At 51.2% G+C, this 18423-nt stretch carries 11 protein-coding genes, 10 tRNA genes, 3 rRNA genes and 1 other RNA gene; all 25 read left to right on the forward strand.

The features are described from left to right. Positions 1–35 precede the first annotated feature (35 nt). On the forward strand, positions 36–1394 hold the full coding sequence (gene rho / locus KDC22_RS00605; protein WP_173141115.1) for a transcription termination factor Rho: 1359 nt from the start codon (positions 36–38) through the stop codon (positions 1392–1394). Between the two features lie 25 nt (positions 1395–1419). After that, positions 1420–2697 carry a radical SAM family protein gene (locus KDC22_RS00610; RefSeq protein WP_211721744.1) on the forward strand — a complete coding sequence of 426 codons (1278 nt, stop codon included), beginning with the start codon at positions 1420–1422 and terminating at the stop codon, positions 2695–2697. Between the two features lie 124 nt (positions 2698–2821). Then, a complete protein-coding gene (gene rpmE, locus KDC22_RS00615; protein WP_173141119.1) occupies positions 2822–3019 on the forward strand; it encodes a 50S ribosomal protein L31 in 198 nt (65 codons plus the stop codon). A gap of 122 nt (positions 3020–3141) precedes the next feature. Further along, an RNA gene (gene ffs, locus KDC22_RS00620) (signal recognition particle sRNA large type) lies at positions 3142–3410 on the forward strand. A gap of 125 nt (positions 3411–3535) precedes the next feature. Beyond that, the gene (gene dnaX, locus KDC22_RS00625; protein ID WP_173141121.1) at positions 3536–5305 is read left to right on the forward strand and encodes a DNA polymerase III subunit gamma/tau; all 1770 of its coding nucleotides are present in this window, start codon (positions 3536–3538) and stop codon (positions 5303–5305) included. Positions 5306–5355: 50 nt separating this feature from the next. Continuing rightward, a complete protein-coding gene (locus KDC22_RS00630; RefSeq protein ID WP_173141123.1) occupies positions 5356–5667 on the forward strand; it encodes a YbaB/EbfC family nucleoid-associated protein in 312 nt (103 codons plus the stop codon). A 36-nt stretch (positions 5668–5703) separates the two neighbouring features. Then, positions 5704–6303: a recombination mediator RecR gene (gene recR, locus KDC22_RS00635; protein ID WP_036698882.1), complete on the forward strand. Its 600-nt coding sequence runs from the start codon at positions 5704–5706 to the stop codon at positions 6301–6303. A 597-nt stretch (positions 6304–6900) separates the two neighbouring features. After that, on the forward strand, positions 6901–8193 hold the full coding sequence (ltrA, locus tag KDC22_RS00640) for a group II intron reverse transcriptase/maturase (protein WP_211721745.1): 1293 nt from the start codon (positions 6901–6903) through the stop codon (positions 8191–8193). 243 nt (positions 8194–8436) lie between these two features. Beyond that, the gene (locus tag KDC22_RS00645) at positions 8437–8703 is read left to right on the forward strand and encodes a DUF2508 family protein (protein ID WP_173141125.1); all 267 of its coding nucleotides are present in this window, start codon (positions 8437–8439) and stop codon (positions 8701–8703) included. Positions 8704–8731: 28 nt separating this feature from the next. Then, the gene (locus tag KDC22_RS00650; protein ID WP_211721746.1) at positions 8732–8998 is read left to right on the forward strand and encodes a pro-sigmaK processing inhibitor BofA family protein; all 267 of its coding nucleotides are present in this window, start codon (positions 8732–8734) and stop codon (positions 8996–8998) included. A 346-nt stretch (positions 8999–9344) separates the two neighbouring features. Beyond that, positions 9345–10900 (forward strand): 16S ribosomal RNA (locus tag KDC22_RS00655). 124 nt (positions 10901–11024) lie between these two features. After that, a 5S ribosomal RNA gene (gene rrf / locus KDC22_RS00660) occupies positions 11025–11141 on the forward strand. A gap of 44 nt (positions 11142–11185) precedes the next feature. Then, positions 11186–11262, forward strand: a tRNA-Ile gene (locus KDC22_RS00665). Positions 11263–11289: 27 nt separating this feature from the next. Continuing rightward, positions 11290–11365, forward strand: a tRNA-Ala gene (locus KDC22_RS00670). A 242-nt stretch (positions 11366–11607) separates the two neighbouring features. After that, positions 11608–14534, forward strand: a 23S ribosomal RNA gene (locus KDC22_RS00675). Together the 16S, 23S and 5S rRNA genes with 10 tRNA genes alongside form the textbook arrangement of a ribosomal RNA operon. 82 nt (positions 14535–14616) lie before the next feature. Continuing rightward, positions 14617–14708 (forward strand) — tRNA-Ser (locus KDC22_RS00680). Between the two features lie 24 nt (positions 14709–14732). Beyond that, positions 14733–14809 (forward strand) — tRNA-Met (locus KDC22_RS00685). A gap of 9 nt (positions 14810–14818) precedes the next feature. After that, positions 14819–14894: transfer RNA gene (locus KDC22_RS00690), tRNA-Val, on the forward strand. Positions 14895–14924: 30 nt separating this feature from the next. Continuing rightward, positions 14925–15000, forward strand: a tRNA-Thr gene (locus KDC22_RS00695). 18 nt (positions 15001–15018) lie between these two features. Further along, positions 15019–15096, forward strand: a tRNA-Asp gene (locus KDC22_RS00700). A gap of 26 nt (positions 15097–15122) precedes the next feature. Then, positions 15123–15198: transfer RNA gene (locus KDC22_RS00705), tRNA-Phe, on the forward strand. A gap of 4 nt (positions 15199–15202) precedes the next feature. Continuing rightward, positions 15203–15285 (forward strand) — tRNA-Tyr (locus KDC22_RS00710). A 10-nt stretch (positions 15286–15295) separates the two neighbouring features. Beyond that, positions 15296–15368 (forward strand) — tRNA-Lys (locus KDC22_RS00715). A 174-nt stretch (positions 15369–15542) separates the two neighbouring features. Continuing rightward, positions 15543–16640, forward strand: a complete 1098-nt coding sequence (locus KDC22_RS00720; protein ID WP_211721747.1) for a PucR family transcriptional regulator — start codon at positions 15543–15545, stop codon at positions 16638–16640. Positions 16641–16749: 109 nt separating this feature from the next. Then, positions 16750–17871, forward strand: coding sequence for an ABC transporter ATP-binding protein (locus KDC22_RS00725; protein WP_173135736.1), 1122 nt, complete (start codon positions 16750–16752; stop codon positions 17869–17871). The last annotated feature ends 552 nt before the right edge of the window (positions 17872–18423 follow it).

Here is an 18423-nt window from a genome sequence, read left to right on the forward strand (position 1 = left end):
ATATTCCATAAAAATTGAATAGGTGGTTATTGCACATGGATCTTCAAATTTCCGATCTGGAAGAAATGAAGCTTACCGATCTGTATAAGCTGGCCAAGAAATACCAGATCCCTTATTACGGAACGCTTAAGAAGCGGGAGTTAATCTTCGCCATTCTTCGGGCACAGGCTGAGCAGAGCGGTCTTATGTTTATGGAAGGCGTGCTTGAGATTCTGCCGGAAGGCTATGGCTTCCTCAGGCCGATCAACTACTTGCCGAGTGCAGAGGATATTTATATCTCCGCCTCGCAGATCCGCAAGTTTGACCTAAGAAGCGGAGACCTGGTATCCGGGAAATGCCGGACCCCCAAAGAGAACGAACGTTATTTTGGATTGCTGCAGGTCAATGCCGTCAATGGCGAGAACCCTGCTACTGCGGCTGAACGGCTGCATTTCCCGGCGCTTACGCCGCTGTATCCGCAAGACAAGCTGCCGCTCGAAACATCCCCAACCCATCTGTCTACCCGTATTATGGATTTGCTTGCTCCTGTAGGTCTGGGACAGCGTGGTTTGATTGTAGCACCTCCCAAAGCAGGTAAGACGCTCCTTCTGAAAGAAATTGCCAACAGCATCTCCACTAATAATCCTGAGATTTCGCTGTTTGTACTGCTAATTGACGAACGCCCCGAGGAAGTAACGGATATGCAGCGTTCGGTTAAAGGTGAGGTAGTGGCTTCGACATTCGATGAGCTGCCGGAGAATCATATCAAAGTGGCTGAGCTTGTGCTGCAGCGTGCGCTGCGGCTGGTAGAGCACAAGAAGGATGTCGTAATTCTGCTGGACAGCATTACCCGTCTTGCCCGTGCCTACAATCTCGTGGTTCCGCCATCCGGCCGGACCCTGAGCGGAGGGATTGATCCCGCCGCCTTCCATCGTCCCAAGCGCTTCTTCGGTTCCGCGCGTAACGTGGAAGAAGGCGGAAGCTTAACCATTCTGGCAACCGCGCTGATTGATACCGGATCGCGTATGGACGATATTATCTACGAAGAATTCAAGGGTACAGGGAACATGGAGCTTCATCTGGACCGTAAGCTGGCAGAACGCCGTATCTTCCCGGCTATTGATATCCGCCGTTCGGGTACACGCCGCGAAGAAGTGCTGCTGAGCAAGGAAGAGCTCGATACCATCTGGTCCATCCGTAAAAATATGAACGAATCCTACGACTTCGTAGAAGGTTTCCTGAAGAAGCTGCGTGACACCAAGACGAATGCTGAATTCCTGGCCTCCTTTGATGTAGCCGGCAATAAGGATTCCTCGTCCGCAAGCGGTACCGCCAGCAAGGGCGGAACCTCGAACAGCGGCTCGTCCGCCCGCCGCACCCCGCGGCCCAAGGCCCCTTCGGTGCCTACAACCTGAGAAATGATAACAAGAGGAGAATAACATGTATTTGGTATATGCCGACGGGCAAGGAAACGTATATGATCATCCCGAGCTGTATGCCCTGGCCCGCAGCGGGGATATGATTGTTGAGATACTGGAGGAAGAGTTGATCCCGTTGCCTGAAGGCGCCACCCTGGTAGGGCTGCCTAATACGCGTGCAATAGGAATGAATCCCGAGACAGGCGAAATGCTGCCGTTGCCGTTAGGTTCGCAGGCAGTTGGAGCGCTATTGCCGCAGGGCTATACCCGTCTATGTCTTCCCGGCTATGTCAAGACAGACAAGACGTATAAGCTTCCGCTCTTTGGTTATTCCGCAGTGGTGTGGAAGGATGGCGGATTCTATGTCGCCGCTGATCTGACCGATGATCCGGAGCAGTGGAATCCTATGAATTGTGACCGGGGCGATGTGAAGGCTGGTGTGGGTGATCTGACTGCCAAGTATCCGGAGAACCGCCTGTATAATCATCTGTCCAATTGTGCACTGGAATATGAATGCCTGACTTCCTCCAATACCTTCTTGGGCCGCTGGGAGGGCGCTGTTCCCGTCTCTTATTCCTGCAATGCCGGCTGCTTCGGCTGTATCTCTGAACAGCCGGATGACAGCGGATTTGTATCGCCGCAGACACGGATGAACTTCCGCCCTACGGCCAGTGAGGTCTCACAAGTGATGCTGGAGCATCTGAAGACACCGGAATCCATTGTAAGCTTTGGACAGGGCTGTGAAGGGGAACCTTCCACTCAGGCCAAGCTGATTATCGAGTCTATCCGTGAAGTGCGCTCCATTACGGATATGGGCTATATCAATATCAATACCAACGCCGGGTTAAGCGATCATATCCGTGGTATTGTGGATGCAGGACTTGATCTGATGCGGGTCAGTACGATCAGTGCATTGGATGACCATTATAATGCCTATTACAAGCCCCGCGGGTATACGCTGGCTAATGTAGAGAAGTCGCTGAAGTATGCTGCTTCACAAGGCGTATACACTTCCATCAACTATTTGATCTTTCCAGGTGTTACAGACCGTGAGGAAGAGATTGAAGCTATGGTGGAATTCGTCAGACGTACAGATCTGAAGCTGATTCAGATGCGTAATCTGAATATTGACCCGGAGAGTTATCTGGAACTGATTCCTCCGGCACAAGGCGAGATTCTCGGAATGAAGACGATGCTTGAGATCTTCCGTGAGGAGCTCCCGGGCGTTGTGATTGGCTCCTTCACCCATGTTCCGCCTGCTGAACTGGCCCGTGCCAAGCAGCGTGTGGTGAAGCTGTAGGGTACGGAAATTGGAAGCGGCCGGGGCTATTGCAGAGCCTGGGCTTCCATGCTAGAATGTAGCTTGCGTAATCATATAACTCTAGGCCCGCATGAGGCTTAGGGCGTGAGAGGTGAGATTTCATATGCAAACAGCAATTCAACCCAAGTACAATCTAACGAAGGTAACCTGCGCTTGTGGCCATACCTTTGAAGCGGGCTCGACGGTACAGGAGCTTCGCGTCGAGATTTGCTCGAACTGTCATCCGTTCTTCACCGGCAAGCAGAAGTTCCTGGATGCCGGCGGCCGTGTTGACAAATTCAAGAAGAAATATGGTATCTAATGGATCTGCCGCCTAAGCGGCATAAGATTTGGAACCCCTCCGGCTGTAACGGCTGCAGGGGTTTTCTTTTTGGAAATATGCGGAGTTGATTTTTGTCCAGCTGTAAGCTATACTTATCTTCGCCGTGCTAGACGGGGAGGTAGCGGTGCCCTGTAACTCGCAATCCGCTGTAGCGAGGTTGAATTCCTGTTAGAGGTGCTGTCGATGTGAGGCCTTGGTTCCTATAGGCTGTGTTGACGGTTGGGTCCTCCGCAATGAGTGCTTGTGAACCTGGTCAGGTCCGGAAGGAAGCAGCCATAAGCGAGTTTGCTCTTGTGCCGGAGGGTGGCCTAGCCCGAGCAGTTTTGTAGGGTTACCGCTTGGATCGCAGCCATCAATAACAGGTGCACGGTTTACATACTAGGATGATAGCGTCTTTGCTACAAGCGAAGATGCTTTTTGTTTTTTTGCGGAATATAGTATAATAAATTAGCGACAAATGCCGGAAAGCGGCAGGCTGAGAGAGGGTAATGCATAGTGGAACATATCGCGCTGTACCGTGCTTGGCGGCCGCAGTCGTTTCAAGATATGGTAGGACAGCAGCATATTATCCAGACGCTGCAGAATGCGATCCGTGAACAGCGGGTTTCGCATGCCTACCTGTTCAGCGGACCGCGGGGAACCGGTAAGACGAGTGCTGCCAAGGTATTGGCCAAGGCAGTCAATTGCGAACAGGGCCCGGGTCCTGAGCCATGTAATGAATGTCCGTCTTGTCTGCGGATTACAGCAGGCAACATCATGGATGTTCAGGAGATTGACGCGGCGTCTAACCGGGGCGTTGAAGAGATTCGCGATCTGCGGGATAAGGTGAAATATGCGCCTACCGAAGTACGCCGCAAAGTGTATATTATTGATGAAGTGCATATGCTGACAACAGAGGCCTTCAATGCCCTGCTGAAGACGCTTGAAGAGCCGCCGCCGCATGTGATGTTCATTCTCGCGACCACCGAGCCGCATAAACTGCCGGCCACGATCATCTCACGTTGTCAGCGGTTTGACTTCCGCCGGGTCTCGCTGGAGGAACAGACGGGCCGTCTGACTGAGATTTGCCGGAAAGAAGGCATTACAGCGGATGCAGATGCCCTCCAGTACATTGCCCGCCTGTCTGACGGCGGGATGCGGGATGCGCTTAGCATTCTGGACCAGATCTCTTCTTTTACAGATGGGAACGTGACCTATCAGCAGGTGCTGGGAATGACCGGAGGGATTCCCTCCGAGCAGTTCGCCCGTCTGGCAACCGCCATTCTTGGAAGTGACATGGGACAACTGCTGGAACTTGTCGAGCAGATGATGCATGAGGGCAAGAGTGCAGATAAATGCCTGGAGAATCTTCTGTATTACTTCCGTGATTTACTGATGATCAAGATGGTGCCGGGAGCGGATCAATTAACGGACCGGGTGCTGAATCCGGCCGATTTCCGCGACATGGCAGCAGCCTTTACCCGCGACCGGTTATTTCTGATTGTGGAGACACTGAGCCGCTATCTTGGGGAAATGAAATATGCAACACATCCGCAGACTATATTTGAGGTAGCACTGATGAAGCTGTGCAGCGGTCCGCAGGATGCGGCTCCTTCGGCAGGCATTCCGGCTGTGAATGCTGACCTGCCTGCTGCCGGGCACAGCTCTCCGCCGGTTCAGTCCGGTGAGCTGGATCAGCTCAAACGGCAAATCGCCGCGCTGGAGAAGAAGCTGGAGCAGGCTATTCAATCCGGCGGCGTGGCCGGCGGGGGACGCGAGCAGGCAGTCCAGAGAACAGCCGCTCCTCCAAGTGCTCCGCGCGTATCTTCGGCGTCTAAGCTTCCGCCGCAGCTTGATAAGTTTATTGCGGGCAAGGATAGTCCCGATTTTAACGCAGTATATAAGCAGTGGAGCCATGTTCTTCAGGGTGTGAAGGAAGAGAAGGTTACTGTACACGCGTGGTTTGTAGACGGGGAACCCGTGGCGGTTATGGAAGATGCCGTGCTCGTCGCCTTCAAGAATACCATTCACCGCGATACCACCGAGAAGCCGGCCAACCGGCAGGTCATCGAGAACGTTATGAACGCTAAGCTGGGTAAGCCGTACCGGCTGGTAACCATGATGATGCGCGACTGGAGTGAAGCGGCAACCAAGTCTGCTTCAGCGGCCAGCACAGAAGAGCTGCGCCTGGAGCATGAGCATGAGACAGGCGAAGCGAAGTCCGAACCATGGATTGACGAGGCGATCCAGCTCTTTGGAGAAGACCTTGTTGTCATAAAAGAATAAGGATTCAGCCTATCAGCGCAGAGATGCGCATCCCAAAGGAGAGATGATGTATGAATAATATGAACCAAATGATGAAGCAGGTAAAAAAAATGCAGGAGCAGATGCTCAAAGCCCAGGAGGAACTGGGAAGCAAGACTATCGAGGGCTCCTCTGGCGGCGGCGTGGTTACCGTTCAGGTGAACGGCCACAAGAAGTTGCTGTCCATTCAGATTAAACCGGAGGTAGTGGACCCCGAAGATATCGAGATGCTGCAGGATCTGGTGATCACTGCTGTTAATGATGCTCTTACCCAGGCTGAAGATTTGGCTAATAACGATATGGGTAAATTCACCGGCGGAATGAAGATCCCTGGTTTATTCTAGGCTTACTCCACTCCCGACCAAAGGAGAACCATTACTTTGTATTATCCAGAACCGTTAGCCAAGCTGATAGAAGCTTTTACACGTTTGCCCGGTATTGGTCCGAAGACTGCCGCCCGGCTGGCCTTTCATGTGCTGAATATGAAGGAGGACGAGGTGATTGACTTCGCCAAGGCTCTGGTCAGTGTCAAACGTAATCTTCATTACTGCTCGGTCTGCTGCAACATCACGGATACCGACCCGTGCCGGATCTGTCAGGACAAAACCCGCGATGCTTCGGTAATCTGTGTGGTTCAGGACTCGAAGGATCTGGTGGCTATAGAACGAACCAAGGAATTTGACGGTTATTATCATGTGCTTCAGGGTGCTATTTCTCCTATGGAGGGGATAGGCCCAGATGATATCCGGCTCAAGGAGCTGTTGACCAGGCTCAGCGATGAGCGGGTGAAGGAGCTGATTATGGCAACCAATCCTAACATAGAGGGTGAGGCAACCGCCATGTATATCTCCCGTCTTGTCCGTCCATTCGAGATCAAGATCACCAGGATAGCCCATGGCTTGCCCGTAGGCGGCGATCTGGAGTATGCGGATGAGGTTACCCTGTCGAAGGCGCTGGAAGGCCGTCGAGAGCTGTTCTAAGTGTTATGCTGATGCATTATAAGTTTAGGGAGCCCCCAGGGCTCCCTTTTTTAATATAGGCGTGCCCAGAGGCACGCATTATCTAGTTGGTGAAAGTCCAACCAAAGGAGGGACCAAGCTACCTTTGTAGCTAGGATGCTTGCACATGGCGAAATCTGTGTGTAAAAGCGCATCGACAAAAGTACTGGTCAGAGACCGGGCGAGCAACAATTCAGGCCGCAACATCAAGTGAATCCTGCCGCGTCGTCAAAAAGGCCCTGCAAAGGGGAACAGAGGGAGCCGAGTCCCGCTATTATGGACGAAGGCCAAGGAAACTGTGCAGAACTTGGAACAGCAGTGAAGAATCCTCCGGCGTAATGGGAACGGCATGGATTGAAAGATAATGCAGTGAACTGGGGAGACCCTCCCCCACACGGAAAATTTTTTTTTTTTTTTAGGAACCCGTAAAGAGACGCTCTATAAGTCCAGAAGACGAAGTGAACCGTCTGTGGGAAGGGAGTCCGAGGGGCTTATAGTACCGAAGAACCTAAGGACAACATAACCTTAGGGAGGGAAGGAGCCCTGCTTTGTTTACGCTTTTGGAGGAGGTACGAGTGAGTGAATGCCAAACGGCTAACGACACCCAAGGAAAAAGTTCAAGAACTCCAAGAAAAGCTAGGTCATGCGGCCAAGGAGAACAACAAGCGTAAATTCCACGCCTTGTACGACAAAGTCTACCGGTGGGATGTGCTATGCGAAGCCTGGAAACGGGTGAAAGCGAATAAGGGAGCTGCGGGAGTGGATGCCGTAACGCTCGTTGAAATCGAGAAACAAGGAGTCACGAGATTTCTCAAAAGCTGTGAGCGAGAATTGAAAGAAGGCAGCTACCATCCGCAGCCCGTACGGCGGCACTATATCCCGAAGAAAGACGGGAAGCCAAGACCACTAGGCATCCCTACGGTACGAGACCGAGTCCTACAGATGGCAACCAAACTGGTGATTGAACCCATCTTTGAAGCAGATTTTAAAGAAGTCTCCTTCGGATTTCGCCCGAAGCGAGGTGCAAAAGGAGCACTGGAACGAATCCGGAAAGCCTGCAACCGCAAAGGAAATTGGGTAGTCGACGTCGATATCCAAGGTTACTTCGACAATATAAATCAAGAGAAACTCATGAAATTGGTACAGATGCGTATCAATGACAGACGGATTTTGAAGCTTATACGGAAGTGGCTTCATGCGGGAGTGATGGAAGAAGGAAAGGTACGGCGCTCCGATCTAGGGACACCCCAAGGTGGTGTCATCTCGCCACTGCTGGCGAATATCTATTTGAACTACTTTGACCGGTTATGGGAGAAACACGGAAGTGGGCTGGGAGAACTGACGAGGTATGCAGACGACTTCGTTGTGGTCTGTAAAACCAAAAAGGATGCAGAACATGCGTATGAACTCATCCGCACCATTATGGAACGTCTAGAACTCACGCTGCATCCGACCAAAACCCGCATTGTAGGTCTGTGGACAGGAGACGAAGGCTTCGACTTCTTAGGAATGCACCACCGAAAAACGAAAGCAGAAACCTCTCAAGGGAAGGTGTACTATACCACTCAGCAGTGGCTAACGAAGAGGGCAGAGGAACGCATCCGAGGCGTGGTCAAAGACAGATTAGCACCGCCTGGCATGCGCTGGAAATCGTTTGAGGAACACGTGGAATGGCTCAACCCAAAGATTCAGGGATGGAGAAATTACTATTACACGAACTACAGCCAAAAGAGGTTAGCGAAGCTGGATTGGTATATTCTGCAGCGATTTACCCGGTGGTATGCAAAGAAGAGACAACGGAGGAGATGGATGAGCTCATTCCCGGAGGTCAAGTATATGGCCAATAAGTGTGGACTAAAAACGCTATTGTAATCTGCATGCCCATGAATGACAAACATCGGAAAGCCGTATGAGGGAAAACCTCACGTACGGTTTGATGAGGAGGGGCTGGGTTGTACCAGCCCTTTACTCTAGATGAGCGGTCAATATTTTTGATAAAAGGTCTGCTGACTCTCTGACTCTTGGTTCTAAGTTTGTCCCTATTCCGATATGTATGAGATTAACGGGTGTGAATCGCCGGTTGGTTCTGCAGTTATTCATATAGGAGGGATTGCAATGGGATGGTGGAGTGCCAAGTGGCTGAGCGGGAGTGTGGAGAGGGAGAAGGAAGCAAAGGCGGAAGAGGAGTGGGGAGAAGTGTATCAGGAGGTGCGGAAAGCACAGTCTGATTGGGAAAGAGCCTATCTGATGTTTGACGAGGCACTCGGCCAGGATCAGATTGACTACGCTATCTATATTCTGGAGGCGGCTGAACGGAAATATCAGATCCATCTCAAAGATGCCAAGAGACTGGGTCTTGACCGGAGAGAGCTGCAATTATGAACATACTGAGCTGTGGAGGAGGATTGCGATGCTGAGAACGGTTGCTATGGGTGTACTGATTGTATCGGGGGTCTTACTGATACTGACGGTATTCAGAAAAAAATTGGGCTGGGCGTGGCTGAGCGTATTTGGAACTCATCTTATATTGGCTGCACTCGGTATTTACATCGTTAACTTCTCAGGTATTCTAACGGATCTGCACATCCCGCTTAACCCGACAACAATAGGAGCTGTAACCCTGCTGGGCTTGCCGGGAGTGCTGATGTTATTGGGTTTGAAATTAACTTTATTTTAGAGGTTGACGAAGGTTGCCGATTCATGATACATTAAGTCTCGGCCCTTTGGACAAGAGATCTCCGGATCACTTGCCAGAAGCTAAAGCGAAAAAAGAAATTAAAAAAACGCTTGACTGAAACAAGGGTGCTGTGATATATTATAAAGGTCGCTGCTGAGACAAACATCGGCGATAAAAGATGAGACATTGATCTTTGAAAACTGAACAACGAGTGAGTGGGAAATCACGAAAGTGACTTCCGAAAATGATGAATTTCAAGGCGTCTTGACGCTTTAGAGATCTCATCGTAGAGAATGTAAATTCTCGTCAGATGTTTCAAAATGAGCAATCGCTCTTTCTAAATACCAATTTGGAGAGTTTGATCCTGGCTCAGGACGAACGCTGGCGGCATGCCTAATACATGCAAGTCGAGCGGAGTTATGAAGGAGCTTGCTCCGGATTAACTTAGCGGCGGACGGGTGAGTAACACGTAGGCAACCTGCCCTCAAGACTGGGATAACTACCGGAAACGGTAGCTAATACCGGATAATTTCTTTCCTCTCCTGAAGAGAGAATGAAAGGCGGAGCGATCTGCCACTTGGGGATGGGCCTGCGGCGCATTAGCTAGTTGGTGGGGTAATGGCTCACCAAGGCGACGATGCGTAGCCGACCTGAGAGGGTGAACGGCCACACTGGGACTGAGACACGGCCCAGACTCCTACGGGAGGCAGCAGTAGGGAATCTTCCGCAATGGGCGCAAGCCTGACGGAGCAATGCCGCGTGAGTGATGAAGGTTTTCGGATCGTAAAGCTCTGTTGCCAGGGAAGAACGTCCGGTAGAGTAACTGCTATCGGAGTGACGGTACCTGAGAAGAAAGCCCCGGCTAACTACGTGCCAGCAGCCGCGGTAATACGTAGGGGGCAAGCGTTGTCCGGAATTATTGGGCGTAAAGCGCGCGCAGGCGGTTATTTAAGTCTGGTGTTTAAACCTTGGGCTCAACCTGAGGTCGCACTGGAAACTGGGTAACTTGAGTACAGAAGAGGAAAGTGGAATTCCACGTGTAGCGGTGAAATGCGTAGATATGTGGAGGAACACCAGTGGCGAAGGCGACTTTCTGGGCTGTAACTGACGCTGAGGCGCGAAAGCGTGGGGAGCAAACAGGATTAGATACCCTGGTAGTCCACGCCGTAAACGATGAGTGCTAGGTGTTAGGGGTTTCGATACCCTTGGTGCCGAAGTTAACACAGTAAGCACTCCGCCTGGGGAGTACGGTCGCAAGACTGAAACTCAAAGGAATTGACGGGGACCCGCACAAGCAGTGGAGTATGTGGTTTAATTCGAAGCAACGCGAAGAACCTTACCAGGTCTTGACATCCCGATGAAAGCATTAGAGATAGTGCCCCTCTTCGGAGCATCGGAGACAGGTGGTGCATGGTTGTCGTCAGCTCGTGTCGTGAGATGTTGGGTTAAGTCCCGCAACGAGCGCAACCCTTGACTTTAGTTGCCAGCAGGTTGAGCTGGGCACTCTAGAGTGACTGCCGGTGACAAACCGGAGGAAGGTGGGGATGACGTCAAATCATCATGCCCCTTATGACCTGGGCTACACACGTACTACAATGGCCGGTACAACGGGAAGCGAAACCGCGAGGTGGAGCCAATCCCAGCAAAGCCGGTCTCAGTTCGGATTGCAGGCTGCAACTCGCCTGCATGAAGTCGGAATTGCTAGTAATCGCGGATCAGCATGCCGCGGTGAATACGTTCCCGGGTCTTGTACACACCGCCCGTCACACCACGAGAGTTTACAACACCCGAAGTCGGTGGGGTAACCCGCAAGGGAGCCAGCCGCCGAAGGTGGGGTAGATGATTGGGGTGAAGTCGTAACAAGGTAGCCGTATCGGAAGGTGCGGCTGGATCACCTCCTTTCTATGGAGAATCGTTTCCTGCAATGGAAACATTCAAATCGGAAGCTTAGCTTCCACAAGTGAACCTTCGGGTTCGAACACTCACTCGTGTTCAGTTTTGAAAGAGCAAGTCTCTTTCGTATGCGTTTGGTGGCGATAGCGGAGGGGTTCCACACGTACCCATCCCGAACACGACCGTTAAGCCCTCCAGCGCCGATGGTACTTGGACCGAAGGGTCCTGGGAGAGTAGGACGCCGCCAAGCGAACAATCAATTCATTGGTTGATTCACAATGTTATCTGTTATATGGGCTTTTAGCTCAGTTGGTTAGAGCGCACCTCTGATAAGGGTGAGGTCGGTGGTTCGAGTCCACCAAGGCCCACCATATAACATTTTAATTGAATACCATTTTGGGGCCATAGCTCAGCTGGGAGAGCGCCTGCCTTGCAAGCAGGAGGTCAGCGGTTCGATCCCGCTTGGCTCCACCAAAACTTCTTTACAAAAGTATATGCAAGAACTTGATCCTTGAAAACTGGATACCGAAACGAATTTGCGTTTTAGAACATTCCTTTAAGCTGAACTTGTGTAAACAAGTTTCAATATTATAGTGATGCTAAGCGAAGATTTTGGATGATGAAGCGACCTTTGGCTTTGAATGTGTTGGTGAATGGAGCAATCCATGAACAGCATTCAAAACAAGATGAGCAAATCAGCCAAACATCGGAGCGTTGGTTAAGCTAATAAGAGCACACGGAGGATGCCTAGGCGCCAGGAGCCGACGAAGGACGTGGCGAACAACGAAACTGCCTCGGGGAGCTGTAAGCAAGCTTTGATCCGGGGGTGTCCGAATGGGGAAACCCAGCTGTGGTAATTCGCAGTTACTCATTTCTGAATACATAGGAAATGCAGAGGCAGACCAGGGGAACTGAAACATCTAAGTACCCTGAGGAAGAGAAAACAATAGTGATTCCGTCAGTAGCGGCGAGCGAACGCGGAACAGCCTAAACCAAGGGGCTTGCCCCTTGGGGTTGTGGGACGTCTCACATGGAGTTACAAAGGAATATGGTAGGCGAAGAGGTCTGGAAAGGCCCGCGATAGAGGTAAAAGCCCTGTAGCCGAAATGGTGTTCTCTCCGAGACGGATCCCGAGTAGTGCGGGGCACGTGAAACCCCGTATGAATCCAGCAGGACCATCTGCTAAGGCTAAATACTACCTGGCGACCGATAGTGAAACAGTACCGTGAGGGAAAGGTGAAAAGCACCCCGGAAGGGGAGTGAAATAGAACCTGAAACCGTGTGCTTACAAAAAGTCAGAGCCCTTTTTATGGGTGATGGCGTGCCTTTTGTAGAATGAACCGGCGAGTTACGTTTAACATGCAAGGTTAAGGTGAGAAGCCGGAGCCGCAGCGAAAGCGAGTCTGAATAGGGCGATTGAGTATGTGGACGTAGACCCGAAACCGTGTGATCTACCCCTGTCCAGGGTGAAGGTGCGGTAACACGCACTGGAGGCCCGAACCCACGCATGTTGAAAAATGCGGGGATGAGGTGGGGGTAGCGGAGAAATTCCAATCGAACTCGGAGATAGCTGGTTCTCCCCGAAATAGCTTTAGGGCTAGCCTCGGTGAATGGAGTGGTGGAGGTAGAGCACTGATTGGGTGCGGGGCCCGCAAGGGTTACCAAGCTCAGTCAAACTCCGAATGCCATTTACTTCTTGCCGGGAGTCAGACAGTGAGTGCTAAGATCCATTGTCAAAAGGGAAACAGCCCAGACCATCAGCTAAGGTCCCCAAGTGTGTGTTAAGTGGGAAAGGATGTGGAGTTGCACAGACAACCAGGATGTTGGCTTAGAAGCAGCCACCATTGAAAGAGTGCGTAATAGCTCACTGGTCGAGTGACTCTGCGCCGAAAATGTAACGGGGCTAAACACACCACCGAAGCTATGGCTAGATGCTTTGCATCTGGGGTAGGGGAGCGTTGTGTAGGGGTTGAAGGTGTACCGTAAGGAGCGCTGGACACTACACAAGTGAGAATGCCGGTATGAGTAACGAAAAGATCAGTGAGAATCTGATCCGCCGAAAGCCCAAGGTTTCCTGAGGAAGGCTCGTCCGCTCAGGGTAAGTCGGGACCTAAGGCGAGGCCGACAGGCGTAGTCGAAGGACAACAGTTTGAAATTACTGTACCACCGTAATCCGCTATGAGCGATGGGGTGACGCAGGAGGGTAGTGACGCGGACTGATGGATGTCCGTCTAAGCAGTGAGGCTGATGTGTAGGCAAATCCGCACATTACTAAGGCTGGGCTGTGATGGGGAGCGAAAATTATAGTAGCGAAGGTCATGATCTCACACTGCCAAGAAAAGCCTCTAGCCAGGAGAAGGTGCCCGTACCGCAAACCGACACAGGTAGGCGAGAAGAGAATTCTAAGGCGCGCGGAAGAACTCTCGTTAAGGAACTCGGCAAAATGACCTCGTAACTTCGGGAGAAGAGGTGCCTCGGTAGGGTGAATAGCCCGAGGGGGCCGCAGTGAAAAGGCCCAAGCGACTGTTTAGCAAAAACACAGGTCTGTGCGAAGCCGTAAGGCGAAGTATACGGGCTGACGCCTGCCCGGTGCTGGAAGGTTAAGGGGAGTGGTTAGGGGCAACCCGAAGCTGTGAACCGAAGCCCCAGTAAACGGCGGCCGTAACTATAACGGTCCTAAGGTAGCGAAATTCCTTGTCAGGTAAATTCTGACCCGCACGAATGGCGTAACGACTTGGGCGCTGTCTCAACGAGAGATCCGGTGAAATTTTAATACCTGTGAAGATGCAGGTTACCCGCGACAAGACGGAAAGACCCCATGGAGCTTTACTGCAGCTTGATATTGAATTTGGGTACGATCTGTACAGGATAGGTGGGAGCCGGTGAGGCAGGAGCGCAAGCTTCTGCGGAGGCGCCGTTGGGATACCACCCTGATCGTATCTAGGTTCTAACCTGGTGCCCTCATCGGGTACGGGGACCGTGTCAGGCGGGCAGTTTGACTGGGGCGGTCGCCTCCTAAAGAGTAACGGAGGCGTTCAAAGGTTCCCTCAGAATGGTTGGAAATCATTCGCAGAGTGCAAAGGCATAAGGGAGCTTGACTGCGAGACCTACAAGTCGAGCAGGGACGAAAGTCGGACTTAGTGATCCGGTGGTACCGCATGGAAGGGCCATCGCTCAACGGATAAAAGCTACCCTGGGGATAACAGGCTTATCTCCCCCAAGAGTCCACATCGACGGGGAGGTTTGGCACCTCGATGTCGGCTCATCGCATCCTGGGGCTGAAGTAGGTCCCAAGGGTTGGGCTGTTCGCCCATTAAAGCGGTACGCGAGCTGGGTTCAGAACGTCGTGAGACAGTTCGGTCCCTATCTGTCGTGGGCGCAGGAAATTTGAGAGGAGCTGTCCTTAGTACGAGAGGACCGGGATGGACGTACCGCTGGTGCATCAGTTGTTCCGCCAGGAGCATGGCTGAGTAGCTACGTACGGACGGGATAAGCGCTGAAAGCATCTAAGCGTGAAGCCCCCCTCAAGATGAGATTTCCCAGTATGTAAGACCCCTTGAAGACGACGAGGTAGATAGGTTGGAGGTGGAAGTGCAGCAATGCATGGAGCTGACCAATACTAATCGGTCGAGGGCTTATCCAAATACACTAATACACAAATTCGTTTCGGATTCAGTTTTCAGGAATTAATTTCCTGTGCGGATTTACATGGCTACCATTTATTTGGAGAGATACCCAAGTGGCTATAAGGGGACCCTCTGCTAAGGGGTTAGACTGCGTAAGCGGTGCGAGGGTTCGAATCCCTCTCTCTCCGCCATTATAAATCCAATACTTGTAGTGTGGCGGCGTAGCTCAGCTGGCTAGAGCGTACGGTTCATACCCGTGAGGTCGGGGGTTCGATCCCCTCTGCCGCTACCATACATACCCGGAGGCTTAGCTCAGCTGGGAGAGCATCTGCCTTACAAGCAGAGGGTCGGGGGTTCGAACCCCTCAGCCTCCACCATTTTTAACTTTTTGTTTCAACTTACACCGTGCCGGTGTAGCTCAACTGGTAGAGCAACTGACTTGTAATCAGTAGGTTGGGGGTTCAAGTCCTCTCGCCGGCACCATTTTTACAACAAAAGTGTGGAACCGTGGTGTAGTTGGCCTAACATGCCTGCCTGTCACGCAGGAGATCGCGGGTTCGAATCCCGTCGGTTCCGCCATTTTTTTGTTTTTAGGCTTGTTTCATGGCTCGGTAGCTCAGTCGGTAGAGCAAAGGACTGAAAATCCTTGTGTCGGGGGTTCGATTCCCTCCCGCGCCACCATCATGGAGGCTTAGCGAAGTGGCCAAACGCATCAGACTGTAAATCTGCTCACGTACGTGTTCGGTGGTTCGAATCCATCAGCCTCCATAAGTTTTTTGAGCCATTAGCTCAGTTGGTAGAGCACCTGACTTTTAATCAGGGTGTCGAAGGTTCGAGTCCTTCATGGCTCATCTCAAGTTAGAGGTCATCACCTTAGGGTGGTGGCCTTTTTTTGTTATGTTGTATCCAGTAAGGTTCCTGATTAATTATTGTTGTCATTTAGGGTACAGCAGTGCAATTCCGCATATTGCAGCAAAATATGATAAAATAAGCGAAAAGAGCAAAAGTGGTGGAGAATGGTGACGATGGATAGTGAGGTTTTGCGTCAAAGACTGGAGCAACTCACCGGAAAGAGAACCGGAATCAAGCAGCTTGGAAGGCAGCATTCAGCTTCACTTTTTGGCATAGGTACGGATAAAGACCAGGAACAGCCGGTGTTTCATGAAGGTTATCTATGGGTTCCCTTATATGAGAATGACGGCCGGGTTACAGCTGTGTGGGTGGAGACAGAGGGGCTGTCGTCACTGGAGCTGGAGCTTGTTAATTATGCCGGACGGAACTTTGCGGTAGCTCTTAAGGCTACCGGATTCAAAGAAGAAGGTGAGATGGAGGCGCGGCAGCTTAGCGCCTGGCTGAACTCACAGCTGGAGCAGGAGAAGGACGATACGGAGATTCCCGATGAAATCTCGCTGAAAGGCCGGTTGTTCGGGGATATGATTCCATTTCTGCTGGTCAGCGAGAACGCCCATAACCCGCAGATGACGTACCGTTCATTAATGAAGCTGATGCGGAGTTATTTCGAGAACGATGTATTGCTTGTTCCCCTGCAGGATAAGGAATGGTTAATTTTAGCCCGTAAGGAACTACTCACGGGCGGAGATGATAAGGAGGATGAGGAAGAAAGCGAAGAGGAACTGCTGTCGCAGACTTCTATGGGGCTGCATGAACTGATTGCCAGTGAATGGGTTGGCGTCTTCCATCTGGCAGTGTCTCCAGCCATTGTTCCGGTCAAGGGTCTAACAGGAGCGGTAGCCTTACTGCGGGAGACCATTATTCTCGGGCGGATTTTCCAGGTAGGGGATTATATTCATCTGCCGTGGGAGCTTCACATGGAGCGGCTGGTTAACAGTATTCCCGATGACCGCCGCAGGCAGCTTCTTGGACAGATCGGCGATTATTCCGCTGTACTGGCGGATAAGGAAATGCTGCTGACGCTGGAGAGCTTTTTTGAAATGGACTGCAATGTCAGTGAAACCGCCAAGAAGCTGTATATTCACCGGAATACCCTGCTATACAGGCTGGATAAAATCAAACAGGAGACCGGGGCCGATGTCCGCAGCTTTGGAGATGCCGCAATTGTGAAGGTTGCTATGTTATTGTATAAAGTGACGAAAAGAAAATAGGTTTTTTGTGAACCTTGCAAATAGCCATCCGGCTAGGTCTGGGGTAAGATAAGTGTACAAGAAAGCGTTTGATTTTCTATTCCAATAATAGACTCGAGGGGGAAATACAATGGCAGGCGTACGTTTAGAGCATATTTTCAAAAAATACCCGGGTTCCGATAAAGCAACAGTAATTGATATCAATCTTGATATTAAAGATAAGGAATTCCTCGTACTGGTTGGACCTTCCGGTTGCGGTAAATCCACAACCCTGCGTATGATCGCTGGTCTGGAAGAAATCTCTGAAGGCAAAATGTACATTGGTGACCGTGTTGTGAATGACGTTGCTCCTAAAGACCGTGATATCGCGATGGTATTCCAATCCTACGCCTTGTACCCGCATATGAGTGTATATCAGAACATGGCTTTCGGTCTGAAGCTGCGTAAAGTGAAGAAAGAAGAAATCGACAAGAAAGTGCGCGAAGCAGCAAGAATTCTGGATATCGAGCATTTGCTGGAACGCAAACCTAAGGCACTGTCCGGTGGTCAACGCCAACGTGTCGCTCTAGGCCGCGCTATTGTCCGTGATCCACAAGTCTTCCTGATGGATGAGCCTCTCTCCAACTTGGATGCGAAACTTCGTGGTCAGATGCGTGCTGAAATCACTAAGCTGGTTAAGCGCCTTGAAACCACTTGTATCTATGTAACGCATGACCAGACAGAAGCAATGACAATGGGTGACCGTATCGTAGTTATGTACGATGGTATCATCCAGCAGGCTGCTTCCCCTGAAGAACTGTACAATGAGCCTACGAACCTGTTCGTAGCCGGATTTATCGGTTCCCCTACAATGAACTTTATCAATGGTACCCTGTCCGAATTGAACGGCGCTGTCCGTTTCCGTGCTGAGAACCTTGACGTTGAAGTTCCAGGCGGCAAAGCTACAATCCTGCGCAACAAAGGCTTCATCGGCAAAGATGTAATCATGGGCGTTCGTCCGGAAGACATCCATGAAGAGCCTGTGTTCCTGGAAGCTTCCCCTAACACAATCTTCACTTCGTTGGTTGATGTTACCGAGAACCTTGGTCATGAAATGCTCCTCTACTTGAGCGGTCTTGGCAATAACACAGTTATTGCGCGTGTAGATGGACGTTCCACTACCCGTGAAGGCAGCAAGCCTAGATTGGCTATCGACATGAATAAGGTCCACATCTTTGACAAAGAATCCGAACTTAACGTTCTGCTGGGATAAGATCTCTGCAGTATGAGTACTTTTATTTTGAAGAAAGCCGCCTGATTAGGCGGCTTTTTCTTGTAGGCGTGCCCAGAGGCACGCATTATCTAGTTGGTGAAAGTCCAACCAAAGGAGGGACCAAGCTACCTTTGTAGCTAGGATGCTTGCACATGGCGAAATCTGTGTGTAAAAGCGCATCGACAAAAGTACTGGTCAGAGACCGGGCGAGCAACAATTCAGGCCGCAACATCAAGTGAATCCTGCCGCGTCGTCAAAAAGGCCCTGCAAAGGGGAACAGAGGGAGCCGAGTCCCGCTATTATGGACGAAGGCCAAGGAAGCTGTGCAGAACTTGGAACAACAGTGAAGAACCCTCCGGCGTATAGGGAACGGCATGGATTGAAAGATAATGCAGTGAACTGGGGAGACCCTCCCCCACACGGAATTTTTTTTTTAGGAACCCGTAAAGAGGCGCTCTATAAGTCCAGAAGACGAAGTGAACCGTCTGTGGGAAGGGAGTCCGAGGGGCTCGTAGTACCGAAGAACCTAAGGACAACATAACCTTAGGGAGG

Source organism: Paenibacillus tritici (genome assembly GCF_018207515.1).
GTDB lineage: Bacteria > Bacillota > Bacilli > Paenibacillales > Paenibacillaceae > Paenibacillus_AQ > Paenibacillus_AQ tritici.